Genomic DNA, 21,109 nt, shown 5'->3' on the forward strand with positions numbered 1-21,109 from the left:
GCTACTTCAGACCTTCCTTAGTTACCCTATCACTATTCGCAACGAGTGATAGCAAGGTACTCAGCGAGTAATCTCAACAGTCAAGTGATCAATATGAAAGTTTTAATTGCCCTTCTCATGTGTAGCATTTTTCTAGAATCAAGCATGGCGATTGCTGCTGATGGTAGCGAGCGCTCAATTGAACGAAATCAGGCGTTTCGCCTGGAACTGAAAAAAAGGCATGAGCAGAAATTACAGCGTGAACACCTTGATAGTCAGCGAAAACAGAGCAGGCAACCGGGTGAGACCAGACGGAAAGATTAACTGAGCAGTAACACATCTTCTTTTGCTCCTTTGGCCGGAAGATGTGCTTTAGGCGCCTATCAGGCGCCTTTTTTATTGTGCCTATTATTTTTTTCACAGCACAATATCAGATTACAGAATTGTAATTTTGCTCTAAGCACCTCGAAAGGTTGACTCCATTAAAGTTCAATTAATTATTAAAGGAGAAGATCATGCCAACGTATTTAGCCAAAATTTTCACTGCATCATTACTCATGGCTCTGCCATTAGCAGCCCTCGCAGATAATGGCGGCGAGCGCGTCTTTAACCGCATGCAACAGGCACGAGTTCATGTTCTACAAAACAATTTCTCCAAACTGAGTGAAGTAGAGCGTGTGGAATATCAGTATGGAATGAAGCTGGATATCCAGGAAGTTCTATTTATTGGCTCAAATGGATCAGGATGTGGCGTGCAGCCTGCGGAAATGGTTTATAAGGATGCTGCAGGCGACGTGAAGGCCATCAGCTATAGGACACTAGGGCTTTACTGCTCTAATCAAAATTAAGCTCACCTCTGGTTATCAGAAAAGATATCCCTTTCAATAAGCATCTTATAACCAAGCGCAGAGCCCGACGTCGATAGACGCCCTTTGCGCCTGGTTCCGCCATTCCCTTTTTACAGTCCCGTCCCGTTGATTATCGACATAATTGCAGTGTGCCCAGTCTCAATAGAGGCTATACCACACAGGGTGACAAAGGGGTCGATAACATCCCACAGCGATGGTTTGATACCGCCTACCTGTAGCAGCCAGAGAATCGCTGCAAAGGCATAGACGCCACCGTAGGCCGCCTCAACTCGTCCTGCTGCGGTTGGATGCAGTGTGAGAGTCCACACGAATAAGGCCGCGGGGAATGCCCTTGCCAAATCCTAGCTAAGGCAGATAGCAACCTATGGTTTCGGCCAGAGAGGTAGGGATGAAAAGGCTTGGAGCTTGAGTTTAGACATGGACACCTCCGGCCAGAGGTGTCCATCCTGGCAAGGCCAGTTAAAGAGCCTGCCCGCTAGATCGACTGGGTTACTGGCCAGCCGTGTCCCTTTGCTCTGAGCGGCGGTGAGCCGCAAAGTACAACGCTGGAAGCACAAGCAGCGTCAGTGCTGTTGAGGAGAGAATTCCCCCTATTACAACAGTGGCAAGCGGCCGCTGTACCTCAGCGCCTGTACCTGTTGCCAGTGCCATTGGTATAAATCCCAGTGAGGCCACAAGCGCAGTCATGAGCACAGGCCGAAGACGTGACAGAGCGCCATGCGTCACAGCCTCATGAAGGGAGCTGCCGTTGTCTCTCAAGCTGCGTATAAACGCAATCATAACCAGACCGTTAAGCACGGCTACACCAGACAGGGCAATAAAGCCAACCCCTGCCGAGATGGATAAGGGTATGTCTCTAAGCCACAGAGCCATCACCCCGCCTGTCAAGGCAAAGGGAATCCCTGTAAAGACTAGAAGTCCGTCTTTAATGTTGTTGAACATCATGAACAGAAGTACAAAAACAAGAAGCAGGGCCACTGGAACAACGATTTGAAGCCGCTGCGCCGCTGACTGAAGCTGCTCAAACTGCCCTCCCCAGCTTGTCCAATACCCTGCGGGTACCTTTACGTCCTGCTCAATACGTGTCGCGGCATCCTGAACAAATGAACCAATGTCACGGCCTCGTACGTTAGCACTGACAATGACAAGTCGTTTACCGTTTTCACGACTGATCTGGTTTGGTCCCAGTACCAGATCCAGTGTTGCTAAATCAGAGAGAGGAATAAATCCTATCCGGCCTGTCGTATCGCTACTTGAAGCAGGAACAGGGATAAGCATTTGCGACATTGCATCCAGATCAGTTCGCAATTCATCGGAGAGCCGGACCACTATATCGAAGCGGCGGTCCCCTTCGAACAATGTACCGGCCTGACGTCCACCAAAGGCTGCGGAGACAGCATCCTGAACATCGCCAATGTTCAGGCCAAAGCGGGCAGCCCTGTCACGATCCACATTGACCGTAAGTAATGGGAGCCCGGAGGTTTGCTCAACCTTTACCTCAGATGCGCCCTCTACTTTCTGCATGCTTGAGGCGATTCTGGCGGCCGTCTGGTTGAGAACTTCCATATCGTCCCCGTATACCTTGACCGCAACGTCACTGCGCACGCCTGAAATCAACTCGTTGAAGCGAAGTTGTATAGGCTGGGACATCTCATAGTTGCTACCTGGCACAGTCGCGCTGGCTTTTTGAATCTCCTCGATAAGCACATCCCGCGACTTGTCCGGATCAGGCCATTGTTCGCGTGGCTTGAGCATGACATAGCTGTCCGAAATATTCGGTGGCATGGGGTCAGCCGCAATTTCGGCTGTTCCTGTCCGGGCAAAGACACGCTGGACTTCAGGGACGCGCTCAATCAGTGCTTTTTCCAGGCGCTGCTGCATATCTACTGATTGCGTAAGACTGCTCCCAGGTACCCTGAGTGCCTGAAGGGCGAAGTCTCCCTCACTCAGACTGGGTACGAATTCACTGCCCATGCGGCTTGCTAGAAAACCAGACAGACCCACCACTAGTACGGCAGCTGCGAAAACTGCCGGGCGATGCTTCATTACCCCGTTCAGGATGGGAGAGTAGCCCTGCCGCGCCGCTCGCATAACCAGGTTTTCTTCTTCCTTGACCTTACCCGTCACAAACTGGGCAATGGCTGCCGGAACAAATGTGATGGAAAGAATCATCGCACCCAGTAGTGCAATCACTACGGTAAATGCCATGGGATGGAACATCTTTCCTTCTACGCCGCTCAGGGCAAAAATCGGAAGATAAACCACCATGATGATCAGCTGACCAAATATAAGCGGACGTCGGGCCTCTCTGGCTGCTGCAAATACCTCATGGAAACGCTCGGAGCGAGTCAGTATGCGTCCGTGGTGGTGCTGCGCATGAGCAAGGCGTCGAATTGAGTTCTCAACGATCACTACAGCACCGTCCACAATGACACCAAAGTCAAGCGCCCCCAGGCTCATAAGATTGGCACTGACCTTGTTGGCAAACATCCCGGTAAAGGTAAACAGCATGGACAACGGAATGACCATTGCTGTAATCAGTGCAGCACGTATGTTGCCAAGGAACAGAAATAAAATGGCGATAACGAGAATAGCGCCCTCGACCAGGTTTTTCTTGACGGTGGCAATGGCCTTGTCCACCAGGGTGGTGCGGTCATACACCGGAACCGCTGAAACACCAGCGGGTAATGAACGATTGATATCCTCAATCTTTTTCGACACCGCCTGAGCAACAGATCGGCTATTCTCACCAATCAGCATAAACACTGTGCCCAGTACTACCTCACGACCATTTTCCGTGGCGGCGCCGGATCGAAGCTCTTTTCCGATTCCTACTGAAGCTACATCACGAATGCGAATGGGAGAGCCGTCTACTGTCGTAAGCACTATATTGGCAATGTCCTGCTCCGACCCTACCTGTCCAGGCGCGCGAATAACCAGCTGCTCGCCGCCACGCTCGATAAACCCTGCTCCGACGTTGGCATTGTTGCGCTCAAGCGCAGAGAAAAGATCATTTAAAGTCAGGCCATAAGAGGCAAGCTTCTTAAGATTGGGAGCGACCTGATACTCCTTGTTGAAACCACCAATGGTATTGATTTCCGCTACGCCAGGAACATTGCGCAGTTGTGGTTTTATAATCCAGTCCTGAATGATGCGCAGGTCAGTAGGTGTATAGGGCGTACCATCCTCTTTTCGCGCCTGCTCATCCGCTTCGACTGTCCACAGGAATATCTCACCTAATCCGGTTGAGATTGGCCCCATCATTGCCTCAGCGCTCTCTGGAAGCTGATTACGAGCGCCTTGCAGGCGTTCGTTAACCATCTGACGGGCAAAGTAAAGATCAGTACCATCTTCAAAGATAACCGTTACCTGCGAAAAACCTGAACGGGACAATGAGCGGGTCTGTTGAAGATGAGGCAATCCGGCCATAGCCGTTTCGATGGGATAGGTCAGCCGTTGTTCGGCCTCCAGAGGCGAAAAGCCAGGCATGGCCGTGTTGATCTGAACCTGGACATTTGTGATATCGGGTACAGCATCAATAGGTAGCTTTTGATAGCTGAAAACTCCTAGCGCAGACATGCCCAGCACTGCCAGCATGACCAGCCATCGCTGTTCAATGGAAAATCTGAGAATACGTTCGAACATTGGAAAATACTCGTGGCAGGACCTGGGGCACTTAATGGGAATGTTCGGCTGAACCTTTTCCTAATTCGGACTTGAGAATAAAGCTGCCCTCGACGGCTATCTGAGTACCTGCATCCAGACCATTAGTGACTTCCACAAAGCCGCTGTCTCGTACGCCCAGCTGCACAGGCTGAGCCTGGAAACCTTCTGGTGTACGAACAAAAACGGAGGGCTTATCCTCAAGGGTCTGAATAGCCTGTACCGGAACGGTCACAGCGGCTTTCTGTGTTGACGTTGCTACATTGATTGTGACAAACAGCCCCGGACGCCAAGCGCCCTCAGGGTTGTCCAATGTAACGCGTGCTGTTGCTGCACGCGTCTGCTCACCCAGAAGGCTACCCACGTAGGCAACAACCCCTTGAGCGGTGCTTCCAAGCTCGGCCGCAACCACCTCAACCTTTTTTCCTACCACCACTCTGCCCAAGTCACGTGCTGATACGTTAAACGTTGCCCATACATGGGAGAGATCTGTCAGCACAAATACATTGGATGTATCGTTGACAACTTCACCCAGGACAACATGTTTTTCAATAACCGTACCATCAAAGGGGGCACGGACTTCATAGCGGTTTCCTCCGGAAAGACTGCTACTTCCGCTTAGGGCCTGCGTTTTTTGCAGGGCATTTTTCAAGTTTATCTCTGCCTCCTGCAAGGCTTGCCGTGCTTGCAGATAGTCTTGTTCAGCAGAGATCTTTTCTTCCCAGAGCTTTTTTTCCCGACTGAAAAGCGTACGTGCGAGTGCGGCACGCTGCTGGGCTGCTGCCAGCTCGCTACGCTGTTCGGAGACCTGCTGGCTGGAAATAATAGCCAGCACCTGACCCTTTTTTACCTGCTCACCCAAATTGACCTTCACGGCTTCGACGACACCCACAGCCCGAGGTACTACATGGGCCGTTCGATCCTCATTGAAGCGAATCTCGCCAGGTAGCGACAGCACGTTATTGATCTGCCCAGACCTAGCTGTGCCTAGCGTGATACCTGCAGCCTTGATTTGTTCAGCGCTGAGCTCGATCGCTCCTTCCTTGTGCTCGTCTCCATGCTCCCCTTCGTGGTTTTCTCCATGTTTATCACCTTGTTCTTCCTCAGCATGGCTTTCACCCTCATGCTTTTCATGCGCGCCTTTCTCCTCATGATGAGGGGCAGCAGAAGCAGCTTCCTTTTTCACCTCACTGGAATGATCATCTTCTCCATGCGGATGATCATGTTCTTGCGCTCGGAGCTCGTGTTTTGTCACAGCTCCATCAATACCTAAGCTGAGCCCCAGTCCTATAACCACCGCAAGGATGGTTGTAATAGAGACCCTTTGTTTCTTACTCATGAATGCTCCCGGAAATACATGGTCAGCGCGACGGCGTCATCGAGAAATCGAATGGGTGATTTGGGATGGATAAAAAGAAACGGCGTCGCCGTAAATCCGCTCAAGGCGTACTAGGGCGTCAGTTGCACTTTCTAAAGACTGAAGATACTGGCCACGCGAAGAAATCAGGGTTCGCTGGGCATCCAAGACATCCAGGAAGCTGAATTTGCCCATGGCAAAGCCACGGGTCGCGCTTTCGACGGCTTGCCTGCCCGCAGGAAGAATCGATTGGCGAAACTCCGAGATGTCGGCAACAGCTATTTCCCACTGCTCATAAGCCTGCAGGGTTTCACTCCTTAGACGAAGCTCTGCTGCATTGCGTAAGTCCCGTGCCTGATCCGCCCGGCGTGAGGCTGCATAGATATTGCCCTGATTACGGTCAAACAAAGGTAGCGGCAAGGAAATGCCGACCAGGTTTACCCGCTCTCGTTCCTGTTCATCGTACTGGCTACCGATACTGACGCGTATGTCGGGTATGCGCTGAGTGCGCTCCAGATGGAGCTCGGCCTCGCTTCGATCGATCTGTAGCAAAGCACGACGCAGCTCTGGCGTGCCGCGTATACGACCCAGCAGTTCATCTCTGGCTGGAAGGCCAGGCAGATGTTCAAAGCTGCCCTGAACCTGAGAAAAAACAGGCACCGACTCGCCTAACAGTGCTGCCAACTGCTTGTAGGTACTATCGCGCTCAAGCTGAGCCCGGCGCACTTCAACGCGTACAGTAGAAAGTTGAACCTCCGCTCGAGATAATTCTACGGGTGAGGTTTTTCCTGCCTCCACTCGGCCCTTGGCGATGGTAAGGCCTTTGTCTGCCAACTCTACCGCTTGCTTGGCAAGCTGCAGGCCTTCCTGAGCCTTTAGTGCAGCATAAAAGGCTTGCATGACATCGGCGCGCAAGCTGTTGGTCCGGTAGTCAATATCCGCTGAAGCGAGCACCTGAGAGGCATTAGCCACGTCTACCCTTGCCTGGCGCTTCCCTCCAAGTTCAATAGGTTGAGTAAGAGTAACGCTGCTGATCTGTTTGTTGGAGCGAGTATCCTCTACATCCCAGGAGAGTTCTGGGTTGGGTATCAATCCCGCTTGCTGCCTAAGCCCAAGCGATACGTCTGCCTCCTGACGAGCAGCAGAAAACTCTGGATTATTCTCATAAGCTTTGGATAAAGCGCTTTCCAGTGTCAAAGCCCCCATCGAAGGGCCTGCAGTCAATGGAGATGCCATTAAATAACCAAGAAGCCCTAATCCATAACTAATAAGCTTGGTGTTTGGAAACTTCCAAAAAGTATCTAGTACAGACAAAAATTGCTCCCGACATCTTGGTTTACAGTTAGGCTTTATGAGAAATAAAAAGAGCGCCCTTATTTCCAGCAATGAAATAAAGCTATCTCGATTATCACTGTATAGACAGAACTTATCGGGGAAGTGACCTGAACATTACAAATCTGTAATGTTCAAAAAGAGGGCAATACCTGCGCTAGAATTCACCTATTTCATGACACTGCTTTTGCAACGCATGAGATATGAGAGCTGCTGAGATAGAGCCTTTCAAGCCGCCTTCTTGACCCATGGCGCCTGTTTTTACAAAGCTTTCTTGACTCTGTAGTTGCTACAGGGTTTATGCTTTTAGCTTTAAACTCCAGCGCGATCAAAACAAATAATAAAAATTCATCCTTAATTAAGTGTTTATTATTTTAATAGTGAGTACACCATGCGAATCCTTATTGTTGAGGACGAGCCAAAAGCTGCCGAATATTTAAAGCAAGGTTTGACTGAAAGTGGTTATATTGTTGACTGTGCCAATACTGGCATCGATGGACTTTATTTAGCTCACCAGCAGACGTATGACCTTATTCTGCTGGACGTAAATCTTCCAGAGATGGATGGTTGGGAAGTACTCGAACTCATACGAAAGCGCAAGCAGACGCGTGTGATCATGCTGACAGCACGAGGGCGTCTTGAAGAAAAGGTGAAAGGTCTTGATCTGGGCGCTGATGATTACCTGGTCAAACCCTTCCAGTTCCCAGAGTTACTGGCCCGTATCCGTTCGTTGTTTCGCCGAAGTGATGCAGTCCAGGTATCGGATGTTGTTAAGGTGGCCGATCTGGAGCTTGATCCGAATCGGCACCGTGCCTTTCGTGGCAACCAGCGTATTGACCTGACGACCAAGGAATTTGCGCTCCTGCATCTGCTCATGCGCAAGACGGGTGAGGTGCTCACCCGTACCCAGATCATCTCGATGGTTTGGGACATGAATTTTGACTGTGACACCAATGTCGTTGAGGTTTCAATCAGACGGCTGCGGGCCAAGATCGACGATCCCTTTGAGATAAAGCTAATCCATACCATTCGTGGTGCGGGGTATATTCTTGAGGAGCGTGGATGATTTCGACCAGCTTGTCGTTTCGCCTGAGCCTCAAGGTTATCCTGCTGGGAGCAATGCTCGTCATGCTTGTTGTAGGGCTCTCCTACATAACGCTTGATCGTGAGCTTGATCTCTCTGCTCATGAAAACCTGACTGGCAAGTTCGAGCGTATCGAACATAACCTTAAGGTAGACGTAGCACCTGAGCAGTTATCAAACAAGCCGCACGCATTGCTGGATCTCATCCTGGGCCATGACAACCTGAGCCTTAGTATCCTTGACGCCGATCAGGCGCCTGCTGTCATGCTGGGCATCGGGCAATATGCTCTTGCTCCCGAGATTCGTACCCTGGCAGTAGGCACCTCTATCGCCTTTCATTCTTGGCTTTCAGCAACCAACCAGGAGATGCTGACTGTCTCCAAGGTTATCCCGACTCAAGACGGTCAATTGGTTAAAGCACTGCTGACTCTGGATCGTTCAGCTGACCGCCACTTGCTATTGGCCTTTTTAAAGTCATCACTAGTCTCCGTACCGGTACTTTTGATACTCATCGGCATTAGTGCCTGGTTGCTTGTACAAAAGGAACTCCGGCCGTTACGACGGTTTCGCAGTGTTGCCGCACAGATATCGACCCAAAGTCTTTCCCATCGAATCAAAACTGACAGATTGCCCAGGGAGTTGAAGGATCTTGCTCATAGCATGAATTTTATGCTCCACCGGCTAGATACAGGTGTACAACAGCTTTCCGAATTTTCGGACGATCTTGCTCATGAATTGCGCTCCCCAATTAACAATCTCATGATCAAGACACAGGTTACCCTCTCGCGTAAACGCTCCGAGGCGGAATATTGCCACGTCCTGGAGTCTGCTATAGAAGAGTATGAACGGTTAAATCGAATTATCTCGGACATGCTGTTTCTCGCCCAGGTAAGTCATCCCCATACACTGATTCCCTTCACCCCCATCTTTCTGCGCGACGAGACCATGCGAATCATGGACCTCTTTGCAATCAGTGCCGAAGACAAGGACATATCGATAAGCATCAGAGGAGAAGCCTCCACGATGGGAGATCGGTTAATGATCCAACGTGCTCTGTCCAACTTGCTCTCAAATGCTATTGGGCATACGCCTTACGGCGGCACGGTGGCCATTGTTCTAACGGAAGAAGCAGACGAGGCCAGTGTCACTGTTGAGAACACGGGTGCCGGTATTGGTGCACATCACCTACCGCATCTTTTTGAACGGTTCTATCGGGTTGATGGCCGGCGGACGCATGAACAGGGCGGTACAGGACTGGGGCTGGCCATCGTACGCTCCATCATGAGTCTGCATCAAGGACGCTGTGAGGTCGAAAGCATTCCTGGCCACGTTACTCGCTTCCGCCTGATATTCCCCATAGGACAGGTCCGTGCTTCAAGCCTTACCCCTACTCACGACGTCTTTTAGAGGGCCTTTATGGATCATCACGAGCACAGCCATGCACATGCACATGCACATGCACATGGAAACATTGACACGAATAACAAGGCCTTCCTGATAGCGACAGCCTTGAATACCGGCTTTGTTATTGTCGAGTTTGTTTACGGCATCGCTGCAAACTCAACGGCCCTTATTGCTGATGCTGGGCATAACCTGTCTGACGTATTAGGTTTGATACTGGCGTGGGGAGCTGCTCTTTTAGGGAGAAGAGCCCCTAGCCATAAATTCACCTATGGTTTGAGGGGTACATCTATTCTTGCTGCACTAGGTAATGCCGTGCTGCTTCTTGTTGCCTGCGGTGCCATTGCCTGGGAAGCAGTCACCCGCTTTTCAAACCCCGGAGCGGTATCCGGGCTGACCGTTTCCATAGTAGCTGGCATCGGCATCCTCATAAACGGTGCCTCAGCGCTTCTTTTCATCAAGGGCAGCAAAAGTGATCTTAATGTCAAAGGCGCATTTCTTCATATGGCAGCTGATGCAGGCGTCTCACTCGGCGTGGTCCTTGCAGGTGTCGCTATCTACTTTACAGGCGCACACTGGATCGACCCCATCCTGAGCCTGATCATTGTAGCCATCATCATAATCAGCACTTGGTCACTATTGCGTGACTCTGTAGATCTTGCACTTAATGCTGTACCCAACAGCGTTGATCGTAATGAGATCGAGACCTACCTCCTGCAGCTAAACGGCGTGAAAGACATACACGACCTTCATATTTGGGGGATGAGTACTACAGAAAACGCCCTAACGGTGCATTTGGTGATGCCCAATGGCTATCCGGGAGATACCTTCATGAATGAGACAATGCATACGCTCAAGGACAGGTATTCAATTCATCACTGTACGCTTCAGGTAGAGCAAGGACTGGCCCCTCATGAGACCCAGCTGGTTTAACGCTCAGCACTGCTTTTAAACAATAATTATGGGCCTTGGCCTACATACTTAACACTCGGCGCCAGGGATGGCCTGAGTAAATTGGCTGGGAATACCCTTTGCTATCCCTTTCCTGATAAAAGGAAATAGCTAATCTTGATCGGTAGAGCCATCGCTCCTGGGTGTGGAAGCTGAGCTATGAAAGTGTACGACCAGTGCGTATTACCCTGTCTGATTCATTCAGTAATGAACTCCCGGCGCCTTGACGCCTACCGAAGGCGTTTAGCGATTCAGGCCAAGGGGGTAGCACTGGAAATTGGCTTTGGTTCAGGACGCAATCTGCCCTTCTACATCCCGGATCAGGTTGAGCGGCTCTATGCGCTTGAGCCTGACGCCAATATGTTAAAGCTGGGTCAGAAGGACGTATCGCATGCGCCTTTTCCCATCGAGATCCTGCATTGCACGGCTCAGCATATTCCTTTGCCTGATCGGAGCATAGATACTGCACTTTGCTCCTGGACACTATGTAGCGTTCCAGATATCCGCATGGCTCTCCATGAGATTCGTCGAGTACTCAAACCTGATGGGTATTTCGCCTTTTGCGAACATGGTTTGGCGTCGGATCCAGGCGTTGCTCGCTGGCAGCAGAAGCTGACGCCCATGTGGAGCCGTTTTGTAGGCGGATGCCATCTGGATCGTTCCATTGATGAACTGCTCAGGGACAGCGGTTTTCGAATAGCCAGGCTTGAGAACAGCTACCAGAGCATGGTTAAGCCAATGAGCTATATGTATGAAGGGCTGGCTGATCTAGAGGGTGCCAAGTCAACCGCTGATGCTCTCTGACATTTACCCTTACCCAACCAGAAGCAGCATTCATACACACCCCTATTATTAGGTGCAACTAAGAGTTTTTGCTGCAAGCGTTTAGTTAAATAACAGCCATGTCAGAGGGCCACCGTGAACGGTGGCCCTTTCAGTTACTGCTTTTCAATACGGGTAATGGTTGAGTCCATTCCCGTGGAGGCAAACTCAAATTTTACCTTGTCGCCCTGCTTGAGACCTTGTAACTGGGTGGCCTCGGCTTTAAAGCCCATTGTCATGGATGGCCAGCCCAATGCTTCGACCGGCCCATGAGCAATCGTCACGGACCCCTTCTCAGTATCAACCTTTTTGACAACACCAGTAGCCTTGCCCGTCTTTGTGGTCGCCTTTTGATCCATCGGCATGTCCATGCCCTTATGATCCATCGGCATACCCTCCATGGACTGTTTTTCCGCAGCAAATAGCGCAGGTGAAACAAGCAATGAGGCGAAAACGATACTTGCGATTTTCATGAGTGTTCTCCAGGGGGGTTATCTGTTTTGAAGGAATCGCGAAACTGTCGACGGCGCATCAGAAGGTAGGCTGCTGGCAGGACGAACAAGGAAAGCAAGGGCGCACTGATCATACCGCCTACCATTGGTGCGGCGATGCGGCTCATGATCTCTCCTCCGGTACCGGTTCCCCAGAGAATGGGCAGAAGGCCGGCAATGATCACCGCAACGGTCATTGCTTTAGGACGTACACGCTGTACAGCACCCTCACGAATAGCCTCAACCAGCGCACGCTCATGGTTATGGCCTGCTTCTAACCGTTCATGCCATGCATTTCTCAGATAAAGCAGCATGATTACACCAAACTCCGCCGAAACTCCGGCCAGAGCAATAAAACCAATCCCTGTTGCAATTGAAAGGTGATAATCCAGTACATAAAGAAACCAGACACCTCCAGTAAGAGCAAAGGGAAGCGTGACCATGATAAGAAGTGCTTCATTAAAACGATTGAAGATAAAATATAGGAGAACAAAGATGATCAAAAGCGTGGCAGGCACCACAAGCTTGAGCCGTGCATTAGCCCTCTCCATGAACTCAAACTGTCCAGAATAGCTAACGCTCATCCCTGGGCTCAGCTTGACCTCAGCTTCGATCTTCTGACTCAAGTCAGCTACAACTGACGCCATATCGCGACCGCGAACATCTATATATACCCAACCAGTCAAACGAGCGTTTTCGCTTTTCAGCATGGGTGGCCCGTCGCTGACTTTGACCGATGCCACGGTCCCCAAAGTGATCTGACTACCTTGAGGAGTGTAAATAGGCAACTGCTGCAGCGCTGTCAGAGAGTCTCGCCATTCACGCCCATAGCGTAGATTGATCGGATAGCGTGCCAGGCCCTCGACCGTCTCTCCAATGGTCTCACCGCCAATGGCACCGGCTACGATAGCTTGTACGTCAGCGATATTCAGACCATAGCGGGCGGCAGCGCTACGATCGATATCCACATCGATATAGCGTCCACCCGACAGGCGCTCAGCCAGCGCTGACGTAACGCCTGGTACTGTTTTGGCGATACGCTCAACTGATTGAGTCACCTTATCGATCTGCGCAATATCCGTTCCATAGACCTTTACGCCGATTGGACTCTTGATCCCAGTGGCCAGCATATCTATTCGGTTACGGATAGGTGGAATCCAGAGATTAGCTACCCCAGGCACCTGCACCGTATGGTCCAGCTCCTCGATAAGCTTCTCGGTGGTCATGCCTGCTCGCCATTCATTCCTGGGCTTGAATTGAATAGTTGTCTCAAACATCTCAAGTGGCGCTGAGTCTGTTGCCGTATCAGCACGTCCAGCCTTGCCAAATACATGTGCCACTTCCGGCACGGTTTTGATTAAGCGGTCGGTCTGCTGCAGGAGCTCGCTTGCCTTTTGCGCTGAAAGCCCTGGCAGCGCTGTGGGCATGTAGAGCAGATCGCCTTCATCCAACGGTGGCAGGAATTCTCCTCCCAAGCGGGTAGCAGGCCAAATGCCGGTAAGAAAAACCAGGAGTGCTACCAGAAGCGTTATTTTGGGCCAACGTAGCACGGTATCCAATACGGGCTGATAGAGGCGGATGAGTAACCTGTTGAGTGGGTTACGATGCTCTTCAGGTATCTTGCCGCGGATCCAGTAGCCCATCAGTACAGGAACCAGCGTAACCGAAAGGCCTGCCGCTGCCGCCATGGCATAGGTTTTAGTAAAGGCCAGCGGACCGAATAAACGGCCCTCCTGAGCTTCCAGGGTAAAAACCGGTATAAACGAAAGAGTAATGATCAGCAGACTGAAGAAAAGCGCTGGCCCTACCTCAATCGCGGCCTGAGTGATTACTTTCCAGTGCTCATTACCCTTAAGCGGCCTGTCAGGATAGTGTCTATGCCAGGCTTCGATGTGCTTGTGAGCATTTTCTATCATGACAATCGCGGCGTCGACCATTGCGCCAATCGCAATGGCAATTCCGCCAAGAGACATGATATTAGCGTTAACCCCCTGTCGCTGCATGATGATAAAGGCAATTAGCACCCCTACAGGCAGTGACACGATGGCTACAAGTGAGGAACGCAAGTGCCAGAGAAACAAGGCGCAGATCAGCGCCACAACGACAAACTCTTCGATCAGTTTGAAGCTTAAGTTTTCTACAGCACGATCAATGAGCTTGCTGCGATCATACGTCGTAACGATATCAACGCCCTCCGGAAGGCTTTGCTTGAGGTTGTCCAGTTTTGCCTGGACGGCGGCAATCGTATCCCGAGCATTTTTGCCACTACGGAGAATCACCACGCCTCCCACTACTTCACCCTCGCCATCCAGTTCGGCAATACCACGCCGCATCTCCGGGCCTAGCTGAATATGGGCGACATCACCTAAGGTTACAGGAACACCACTGGTATCCAACCGCAAAGGAACAGCACGAAAGTCGTTTAGGGTCTGCAGGTAGCCCGAGGCTCGAACCATGAACTCGGTCTCAGCCAGCTCAAGCACACTTCCCCCCGTCTCCTGGTTGGCCTTGTTGATAGCTTCAGCGATCTGTTGCTGAGTCACGCCTCGATTAGCCATACGAATAGGGTCCAGCACAATCTGGTACTGCTTGACCATCCCACCAATCGGTGCGACTTCCGCCACATTGGGTAATGTCTTCAACTCATAGCGGAGAAACCAGTCCTGTAGTGATCGTAGCTGGGCCAGGTCATGTCCTCCGCTGCGGTCAACCAGGGCATACTGAAAAATCCAGCCTACGCCTGTAGCATCCGGCCCCAGCGCAGGCTTTGCCGCGGCGGGTAAACGCCCCTGCACCTGGCTGAGATACTCCAGAACTCGCGAGCGGGCCCAATAAAGATCGGTGCCGTCCTCAAACAGTATGTAGACGTAACTGTCGCCAAAGAAAGAGTAGCCCCGTACCGTCCTGGCTCCAGGAACCGACAGCATGGTAGTGGTCAGCGGATAGGTAACCTGATTTTCAACGATCTGGGGCGCCTGCCCGGGATAGGGCGTACGGATGATGACCTGTACGTCGGAAAGATCAGGCAGTGCATCAACGGCCGTGTTCTTCACTGACCAAATGCCCCATACCACCGCAAACAGTGTCGCCAGGAGGATCAGGAATCGATTGCCGACAGACCACTGGATGACTGTAGCAATCATGGCTGACCTCCCAGGCGCTCAATACGCTCGATCAGTAGGCCATCATCCGTCTGGCGTACTGCAAACCGGACCTGATCACCTGTCTTGAGGTTGGCGGCAAGGGATTTGTCTGCCAGTGGAAAGCCCATGGTCATTCCAGGCATGCCAAGTGTTATGAAAGGCCCATGAGAGAGGGTAATCATGTCGTCACCAAGCTCAATAATGGTGCCTTCAGCTTCATGCAGGGCGGGCTTGGAGGCGCTGGCTGACGGCTCAAGCGGCTGAGCGGTGAGTCCGCGTAAACTAGCTTCAGAATCCAGCAGAAACTGTCCCGAGGCAACAACCTGCTGGCCCTCTTCCAGACCTTGTAGGATCTCGACTTTGTCTGCTATTTCACGGCCTACCCTGACTTCTACGGGGCGGTACTGGCCAGCGTTCTCAGCAAGCATGACTATTGCTCGTTTGCCAGTACGGATCACCGCTTCGGCGGGTATGACCAAGGCATCGTACTGATCGCTGCTGAGGATGACTTCAGCCGTCATGCCGGGTCGTAGACGTTGTTGTGGGTTAGGCAACTCTACTCGAACCCTCACCGTTCGGCTTTCAGGGTTAGCTTGCGGCAGAATCGCCTTGATCGTGCCGTTAAGTACATCACTTGGATAGGCAGGTAAGTGTGCTTGAACGGGTTGTCCAGCAGACAGAGCAGAAATTTGCGCCTCAGGTACGGCTACTTCAAGCCAGATACTGCTGATACCATTGATCCGGGCAACGAGCGCACCGCCAGCAAGCGTCATTCCCTGACGTATATCTAGGGTTTCAAGTACCCCCTCAATTGGACTGGTAATCGTCCATACAGGACTGGCCTTGCCGCTACGCGTAACCTGTTCAATCAGTACTTGCGGCATACCGGCAAGACGCATCCGCTGGCGAGCCGCTGCCAACAATGCTGGCTCGTTCAATGCCCGAAGTGCAAGATACTCCTCCTGCACAGCAGCCCACTCCGGTACCAACAGGTCAGCTAACGGTGCGCCCTTCTTAATAATATCTTCAGGGGCAAGGTCATATACCCGCTCCACAAACCCGCCGCTGCGTGTCTGCAAAACTGCTACGTCCCGCTCATCATAGGTCAGCGCTCCCGACGCACTTAAGGTTTGAGCGAGAGACTCCCGAGTCACAGGAGAGACGCGCATTCCAAGGTTTTGCGTAATGCCTGGGTCTATTGTAACGGCAGCGCTATTTCCACTCTCATCGGCATAGCGCGGCTGGAGCTCCATATCCATGAATGGCGATTTACCAGGCTTATCAAACTTTTGCTGGGGGTACATAGGGTCGTACCAATACAGCACCTTTTTTTCAGATTGATCAGCGGTTACAGAGGAAGGCTGATTTTGATCCACAGGCAGATTGGGGGCAGGCGATGGCTTGCCTAGCCAATAGCCCAGAAGGCCGGCAAGCACAGCAATCATCAACACGAACAATGACCCTATAAGGATTCGTTTAGTCATTTGAATGTGCTCCGTACGCAAAATGCAGACGAGCACTGGTCAACGCTTGCAGCTGGGTAATATCGATAAGCTTGAGACGAGCCTGAATCAGATCACGGCGCGCCTCGACCACGGCGGCCAAATCGCCTTTTCCGGCGCGATAGCTTGCCATGGCAAGATCCACCTTCTCCTTGGCTAGAGGAACAAAGGTTTTCTGGCTACGCTCAAGGGAATTATGGAGGCGCTCATATTCAGCCAGGTCGCTCTCCAACATCTGCGCATGCTCGCGCAATATGGCCTCGCGCTCGGCTTCAAGTTGAATGAGCTGCGACCGTTTGGCTGCAATCTTGGGATCCTGTCGGGAAGTGGTAAATAGCGGCAAGTCAAAACTGACCTGAAGGCTGACCATGTCACCGTACTCGCGACCGCGATGCTGATAATCTACCTGCCAGCTCCAGTCAGGCTTTTTTTCAGCAACAGCTTCCTGTATTTCAGCCTCTGCTACGCTGGTTCTGGGCCCGAAAACGGCTACATTAGGGTGCTGCCTGAGATTATGTTTGAAATGATGCGTATCAACAGGCCATAGGGGCAGATTTCCTGATAGCGGTTCGTCTGCGGCAGGTCCAACCCAGCGGCGCAGTGCAGCGCGTGCCTGCGTTAGAGCGCGATGTAGCTCATCCTCCTCTTCCGCTAGAGTGGCAGCTTCCTGTCTAGGGATGACGCTATCAGCCGCCATTCCTGCATTGCCAGCAATGGTAGCCTGCACCGCTTTGCCAAAGAGGCGGTTTTCATTGTAGAGACTCCCAAAGAGCGCCAGTTTCTGCTCGATCGCTCGGGCCTCTATCCAGGCCAGGGCGGTTTCTACCCTGACACTAAGCCGTTCTACCTGTTGCTCTGCCTCTGCCTGAAGTATTTCAGCCTGGGCGGCTTCGACGCGTGCGCGGCGCTTATCACGATTAGACACCTCTTGCATGATGCCAACCATTTGCATGGTCATGGAGTCTCGATTAAGACTGTACCGGTCCTGGCCCTCGACAGGTACGTTCTGCAGGCCGAGAGAAAGCCTGGGGTCCGGTAACTCACCAGCCGGGATGGCGGCGCTGCGAGCCGCTTCGATGTCCGCCCGCCTGGCGCTCATCGAAGGCGCCTCATGCTCAGCCAATCGTAAGGCTTCATCAAGGGTTAATGCCGGAGCCAACCTCGGCACAGCCATAAACGTCACAGCTAGAACGCCCCAGGACAGGCGCCCGTTATGATTACATTGAAAAATCATTGCACAATTCCGTCATGTTCTGGCACGCCATGCATGCGTGCATAGACAACCCTGCGACCATCGAGGCGCAAGATAAGCTTAGGACAAATCAGGAATTAGACGCGGGGAGGTCGCCAGACCGTATCAAGGCTAGGGTATGGAATAAACTCAGCAAGAGGCTGGTGAATAACCAGTGACTCTAGAGGAGGAAAGATTTTCAGAGAAGTGACTTGAATTGCACTATTGGCTTGGCACTGCTCACCTGTTTTGCAGATTTTGCCGCCGCTATGAAGACTTTTTTCTTTATCAAAGCAGCTATCTTCTATTATGCCTTTCGACATGTCCTTGTGCTGCAGCTGCATGGGGCAAGGTTCAGCTACAAATGCCGCGCCCGCCGTCCCGGCCATGGGAAGCGTTAGACTAAGCACCAAGAGTAGGCAAAACCTTATAAATACATTCACTCTCAGATGTTAGCCAAATCTTAGACAACTCACAATGCTTCCAGGACCAGACTTAATCGCTCTATGCGTTTTGCAAAATTATTGCGCCAAATGTGTCTTTGAGTATGTGCACTCTACAGCTTTTGGAAACTCGAAGAAGAACTGATTTATTCCTCCTGTCGAGGTACATCCTGCACGCCCATGATGGGCTTCAACGATGGAACGGGTAATCGCGAGTCCTAGACCTGCATTATGTGGACTGCCCTCTCGCCGTGCAGGATCTGCCCGGTAGAACCGGTCAAACAACTTGTCGAGGTGTTCGGGCTCAATGGCTGAGCCTGGGTTTTTTACCGTCAGAACCACGTAGGCACTATCTTCCCTGATCTCTACCTTGATAGTTTCTCTCTCAGGGGTATAGCGCAGCGCGTTTGAGAGCAGGTTTGAGATAGCCCTATGGATCATCAGGATATCCCCTTTGATTGAACCATAGCCCTCAACGACCAACTTGATGTCCTTTTCATCGGCAAGCAGCTGATAATACTCCGCAAGCTTTTCCGCCGTTTCGCGTAGATCTACGTTCTGGTGGGCTGGAATGATCAATCCATTGTCTGCTTTGGCCAGGAACAGCATGTCATCGATCATGCGAGCCATACGTTTGAGATCATCAAGATTTGAGTAGAGATTTTCCTCATAGTCTTCAATGTCCCGCTTGCGGGAAAGGATAACCTCGGTATGCGTTGTTAGATTCGCTACAGGCGTACGTAGCTCGTGTGCGATATCAGCGGAGAAGTTGGACAGTCGAACAAATGAGTCATCCAATCTATCAAGCATGGCATTGAACGATGACACCAACTCCTGCAACTCATACGGAACAGGCGCCAGGGGAATGCGTGCCTTTAACGATTTGGCTGATACAGATGCTGCAACCCTGGCTACCTGTCCAATCGGTCGAAGTCCTTTGCGTACAACTACCCAGCCCAATGCGGCGCTAATCAGCGCACTGCACACCAATCCGATCCAGAACCACTTTTGCAAGGACTCAAAAAAGGTCATGTGCATGGTTACATCAAGCGCAACCATAATGGTGAGGGGCGGCTCTTCTGGTAGGGTGACATGATCGGTAAGACCACGAAACATATGCTCCTGATCATGCCATTCCCAGATTTGCCCTGCTTTTTCTGAGCTGAATTGTGCGGGAATAGTTCGCTGGCTTGAGCTTGCAAACAGCTCATTTCCAGCATGATCCTGGATAACGGCCACGAGTTCCTCATGAGCGCTTAAAAGGGCTTTTAGTTGAGGGTGTAAAAGCCCGATATCTGCCACGCTCGATAAGGTCTTAAGCGTATTTTCAGCGGCGTGCAGTTTCTCCTCCAGAGCCATCTGATCCATCATCTGGAAGTGCTTATGGCTGAGGTGGGTGAAAATGAGCCCAGCTGCAGTAAGGACTATTGCAACGACCAGCATAAACATCAAGCTGATGCGGGCTGTTAATGAGGGCTGCCTACCCATTGTCTTCTTCCGGTCCTTCAAGCATATAGCCCATACCTCGTGAAGTATGAATAAGCTTGACGTCAAAGCCGTCGTCAATCTTTGCCCGTAGACGCCGCACGGCTACCTCGATGACATTTGTATCGCTATCAAAATTCATGTCCCAGACCTGGGATGCAATCAGCGATTTAGGCAGGACCTCACCCCGTCTACGCAAGAGAAGCTCAAGCAGCGCAAATTCCTTGGACGTCAGATCGATGCGTTTTCCACCCCGAAATGCCCTGCGTTTCATAAGGTCGACCTCAAGGTCGGCAATGCTCATCTGGGTCTGGGTTGGTGCGCTAGTACTCCGACGTAACAGCGTTCTGACACGCGCAAGTAATTCGGAAAAGGCAAACGGTTTGATCAAATAGTCATCTGCGCCCAGTTCAAGTCCCTTGACTCGGTCTTCAACCTGATCCCGAGCCGTCAGGTAAAGCACTGGTACACTTTTGCCAGCCGCGCGCAGTACCTTGAGTACCTCCCAGCCATCAAGACCAGGCATCATGATGTCCAGAATCAATAGATCATAAGCCTCGCCCAGCGCCTGTTGGAGTGCCTCGGTACCAGAGGTCACGCGGTCAACGGTAAAGCCTGCCTCGCCTAGTCCTCGCTGTAAGTACATTCCTATCTTGGGTTCGTCCTCAGCAATAAGGATTTTCATACGACAGTACCCCAGGTAGAAAAGAGGATTGTGCCTCTAGCGTAGTGGAGCTGACGAGAACCTTACAGAAATGTAATGTGCCGCTAAGGTTGCAGTCAGGTTGCTCGTCTAGTGTCAATGTTTGTTACAGCAAGGTCTGCAGGCCGCTCAAAGCAATCCTATTGAGTTCTTGACAGGGACGCCCAGCGTTTTCCCCCAGCTGACTAAACTGTAATTTTCACTTCATCCTGCCGACAGGCTTGAGTGATTAAGGTTATCCCGAGCTTAACGCTTTCCCTGCGATTACCTAGAGGCGAACAGGGAATACTTAATCACATGAGGGTACTGAAAATGAACGCTGTTAAATCATTCTTTATTGCTTCTGCACTAATGCTCTCCTCTTTGGCTATGGCCGAAAGCGGTGGTGATCATGTCTTTGACCGTATGGCTCAGGCTCGTGAAGCATCGGTCGCTGCCATGCAAACTCAGGAGTCCAAAGCAGCCACCATAGTCGCGGAGGATAAGGAGACCAGGAAGCACTCGCACTGCTAAGCGCTTGAGCAGGCCAACCTTACAGAAATGTAATCATGCGGCTTACTCAAATATGGCATTTTCGTTGCGCTTGTAGGCTGGTAAGCGTTGACATAAGGGCTGGTAATGTCTGCCTTGCCCTGTACACCTTCCTTTCATAAC

General features: G+C 51.4%; 16 protein-coding genes and 1 pseudogene. 7 read left to right on the plus strand and 10 right to left on the minus strand.

Features of this window, described 5'->3' with window-relative positions:
* The first annotated feature begins 93 nt into the window (after positions 1–93).
* Positions 94–303 (plus strand): hypothetical protein, encoded by a 210-nt coding sequence (locus tag B3729_RS13445; RefSeq protein ID WP_019365356.1) that lies wholly within the window; start codon positions 94–96, stop codon positions 301–303.
* Between the two features lie 191 nt (positions 304–494).
* Positions 495–827, plus strand: coding sequence for a DUF2790 domain-containing protein (locus tag B3729_RS13450; protein ID WP_019365355.1), 333 nt, complete (start codon positions 495–497; stop codon positions 825–827).
* 110 nt (positions 828–937) lie between these two features.
* Here the strand turns inward: B3729_RS13450 and B3729_RS13455 are convergent.
* The 4 genes and pseudogenes from B3729_RS13455 to B3729_RS13470 form a co-directional block, all read right to left on the minus strand.
* A pseudogene (locus tag B3729_RS13455) lies at positions 938–1,238 on the minus strand (hypothetical protein).
* A 99-nt stretch (positions 1,239–1,337) separates the two neighbouring features.
* Positions 1,338–4,493, minus strand: a complete 3,156-nt coding sequence (locus B3729_RS13460) for a CusA/CzcA family heavy metal efflux RND transporter (RefSeq protein ID WP_286788141.1) — start codon at positions 4,491–4,493, stop codon at positions 1,338–1,340.
* 31 nt (positions 4,494–4,524) lie between these two features.
* On the minus strand, positions 4,525–5,850 hold the full coding sequence (locus B3729_RS13465; protein ID WP_019365354.1) for an efflux RND transporter periplasmic adaptor subunit: 1,326 nt from the start codon (positions 5,848–5,850) through the stop codon (positions 4,525–4,527).
* 36 nt (positions 5,851–5,886) lie between these two features.
* Positions 5,887–7,104: a TolC family protein gene (locus B3729_RS13470; protein ID WP_073450589.1), complete on the minus strand. Its 1,218-nt coding sequence runs from the start codon at positions 7,102–7,104 to the stop codon at positions 5,887–5,889.
* A 487-nt stretch (positions 7,105–7,591) separates the two neighbouring features.
* Here B3729_RS13470 and B3729_RS13475 point away from each other — a divergent pair, with 487 nt between their 5' ends.
* The 4 genes from B3729_RS13475 to B3729_RS13490 all read left to right on the plus strand — a co-directional run bounded on the left by B3729_RS13475 (position 7,592) and on the right by B3729_RS13490 (position 11,439).
* Positions 7,592–8,266 (plus strand): heavy metal response regulator transcription factor, encoded by a 675-nt coding sequence (locus B3729_RS13475; protein WP_010799563.1) that lies wholly within the window; start codon positions 7,592–7,594, stop codon positions 8,264–8,266.
* Positions 8,263–9,690 carry a heavy metal sensor histidine kinase gene (locus B3729_RS13480; RefSeq protein ID WP_010799564.1) on the plus strand — a complete coding sequence of 476 codons (1,428 nt, stop codon included), beginning with the start codon at positions 8,263–8,265 and terminating at the stop codon, positions 9,688–9,690. Before B3729_RS13475 ends, B3729_RS13480 begins: the two co-directional genes overlap by 4 nt.
* A 9-nt stretch (positions 9,691–9,699) precedes the next feature.
* Positions 9,700–10,617, plus strand: coding sequence for a cation diffusion facilitator family transporter (locus tag B3729_RS13485; RefSeq protein WP_125889722.1), 918 nt, complete (start codon positions 9,700–9,702; stop codon positions 10,615–10,617).
* A 177-nt stretch (positions 10,618–10,794) separates the two neighbouring features.
* Positions 10,795–11,439 (plus strand): class I SAM-dependent methyltransferase, encoded by a 645-nt coding sequence (locus B3729_RS13490; protein ID WP_286788142.1) that lies wholly within the window; start codon positions 10,795–10,797, stop codon positions 11,437–11,439.
* A 134-nt stretch (positions 11,440–11,573) separates the two neighbouring features.
* Here the strand turns inward: B3729_RS13490 and B3729_RS13495 are convergent, their stop codons facing one another.
* The 6 genes from B3729_RS13495 to B3729_RS13520 form a co-directional block, all read right to left on the minus strand.
* The gene (locus tag B3729_RS13495; RefSeq protein WP_010799567.1) at positions 11,574–11,930 is read right to left on the minus strand and encodes a copper-binding protein; all 357 of its coding nucleotides are present in this window, start codon (positions 11,928–11,930) and stop codon (positions 11,574–11,576) included.
* The gene (locus B3729_RS13500) at positions 11,927–15,091 is read right to left on the minus strand and encodes an efflux RND transporter permease subunit (protein WP_150345748.1); all 3,165 of its coding nucleotides are present in this window, start codon (positions 15,089–15,091) and stop codon (positions 11,927–11,929) included. The genes B3729_RS13495 and B3729_RS13500 overlap by 4 nt, the downstream gene beginning before the upstream one ends.
* Complete coding sequence (locus tag B3729_RS13505; RefSeq protein ID WP_010799569.1) at positions 15,088–16,575, minus strand: efflux RND transporter periplasmic adaptor subunit; 1,488 nt, start codon at positions 16,573–16,575, stop codon at positions 15,088–15,090. Before B3729_RS13505 ends, B3729_RS13500 begins: the two co-directional genes overlap by 4 nt.
* Complete coding sequence (locus B3729_RS13510; RefSeq protein ID WP_073450595.1) at positions 16,568–17,827, minus strand: TolC family protein; 1,260 nt, start codon at positions 17,825–17,827, stop codon at positions 16,568–16,570. The genes B3729_RS13505 and B3729_RS13510 overlap by 8 nt, the downstream gene beginning before the upstream one ends.
* Positions 17,828–18,345: 518 nt before the next feature.
* Positions 18,346–19,755, minus strand: coding sequence for a heavy metal sensor histidine kinase (locus B3729_RS13515; RefSeq protein WP_239382983.1), 1,410 nt, complete (start codon positions 19,753–19,755; stop codon positions 18,346–18,348).
* Positions 19,748–20,437, minus strand: coding sequence for a heavy metal response regulator transcription factor (locus B3729_RS13520; protein ID WP_019365347.1), 690 nt, complete (start codon positions 20,435–20,437; stop codon positions 19,748–19,750). Before B3729_RS13520 ends, B3729_RS13515 begins: the two co-directional genes overlap by 8 nt.
* Positions 20,438–20,767: 330 nt before the next feature.
* On the opposite strand from B3729_RS13520, the gene B3729_RS13525 reads away from it, so the two are divergent.
* Complete coding sequence (locus B3729_RS13525) at positions 20,768–20,968, plus strand: co-regulatory protein PtrA N-terminal domain-containing protein (protein ID WP_073450633.1); 201 nt, start codon at positions 20,768–20,770, stop codon at positions 20,966–20,968.
* Positions 20,969–21,109: the final 141 nt, after the last annotated feature.

The organism is Pseudomonas sp. UBA3149 (assembly GCF_002364655.1).
GTDB classification, from domain to species: domain Bacteria; phylum Pseudomonadota; class Gammaproteobacteria; order Pseudomonadales; family Pseudomonadaceae; genus Chryseomonas; species Chryseomonas luteola.